Raw genomic sequence first — 1,205 nt, 5'->3', positions numbered from 1 at the left:
CCGGAGCCCCGCTCCAGTCCGCCGGCCCCGAAGTTGGGTAGTGAGCTCGTCGCTCGCCTGGTCAATAAGATTATGCGGGATGGCAAAAAAACCAGAGCTTATAAGATATTTTACACCGCTCTGGACATCATTGCGCGTAAGACCCAGCAAAATCCCCTGGATGTCTTTCAGGCCGCGGTGAATAATGCTATGCCGCTTTTAGAGGTGCGGCCCCGCCGGGTAGGCGGTGCTACCCTCCAGGTGCCGGTAGAACCTACCCCGCATCGGCGGCTTTCCCTCTCTATGCGGTGGATCATTGATGCGTCACGCAAGCGTCCCGAAAAAACCATGGCCGAACGGCTCGCCAACGAGCTCATCGCCGCCGCTAAAAACGAGGGCGCTGCCATCAAAAAACGCGACGAGACGCATCGCATGGCCGAAGCCAACAAAGCCTTTGCCCACTTTAGATTCTAACTTATACGCTTATGCCGATCGATACAAACATACCCTTGGAGCGCTGTAGAAACATCGGTATCGCAGCGCACATTGACGCCGGGAAAACCACAACCACGGAACGCATTCTTTACTACACCGGTCTTACCCACAAGCTCGGTGAAGTCCACGAAGGAACTGCCACCATGGACTATCTCCCGCAGGAGCGTGAGCGGGGAATTACCATTACGGCGGCTGCAACGACTACCTACTGGAACTGGCAAGATCAGAAATACCGCATCAACATTATTGACACGCCCGGCCACGTCGACTTTACGGTGGAGGTGGAGCGTTCTATGCGGGTGCTGGACGGGGCCGTAGCAGTCTTTTGCGGCGTAGCGGGCGTACAACCCCAGTCCGAAACCGTCTGGCGTCAGGCCAACCGCTATAAGGTTCCTCGTGTCTGCTTCGTGAATAAAATGGATCGGGCCGGGGCAAACTTCTTTGTCGTCGTGGAGCAAATCCGCGAGCGCCTCGGAGCCAAAGCCGTCCCCATTCAGATTCCCATCGGTGCCGAAGACAACTTCAAGGGCATCGTAGACCTGCTTACCATGGAGGCGAAAATCTGGAACGAGGAGGACCTGGGTATGACTTACAAAGTCGTGCCTATTCCTGACGACCTCAAAGCCGATGTGGAAAAATCTGTAAATTATACACATCTCCGCGCCCAAGAGACCGGCACAAATCTAGTGAGGCTAGTTGTTCTGCAAAAACAAAGAAGGGTTTGTGGGGGG

2 protein-coding genes are annotated in these 1,205 nt (G+C 55.1%); both read left to right on the top strand.

All coding sequences use genetic code 11. The features are described 5' to 3' along the window. On the top strand, positions 1-453 hold a 453-nt coding region (gene rpsG, locus NW853_RS07395; RefSeq protein ID WP_414348695.1), incomplete at its 5' end, for a 30S ribosomal protein S7. 17 nt (positions 454-470) lie between these two features. Further along, positions 471-1,205: GTP-binding protein (locus tag NW853_RS07390; protein WP_414348697.1), on the top strand; the 735-nt coding region annotated here is incomplete at its 3' end.

Source organism: Synechococcus sp. H55.11 (assembly GCF_047462475.1).
GTDB lineage: Bacteria > Cyanobacteriota > Cyanobacteriia > Thermostichales > Thermostichaceae > Thermostichus.
The sequence above is the reverse complement of the archived record's forward strand: the minus strand, read 5'-3'. Positions and strand labels throughout refer to the sequence as shown.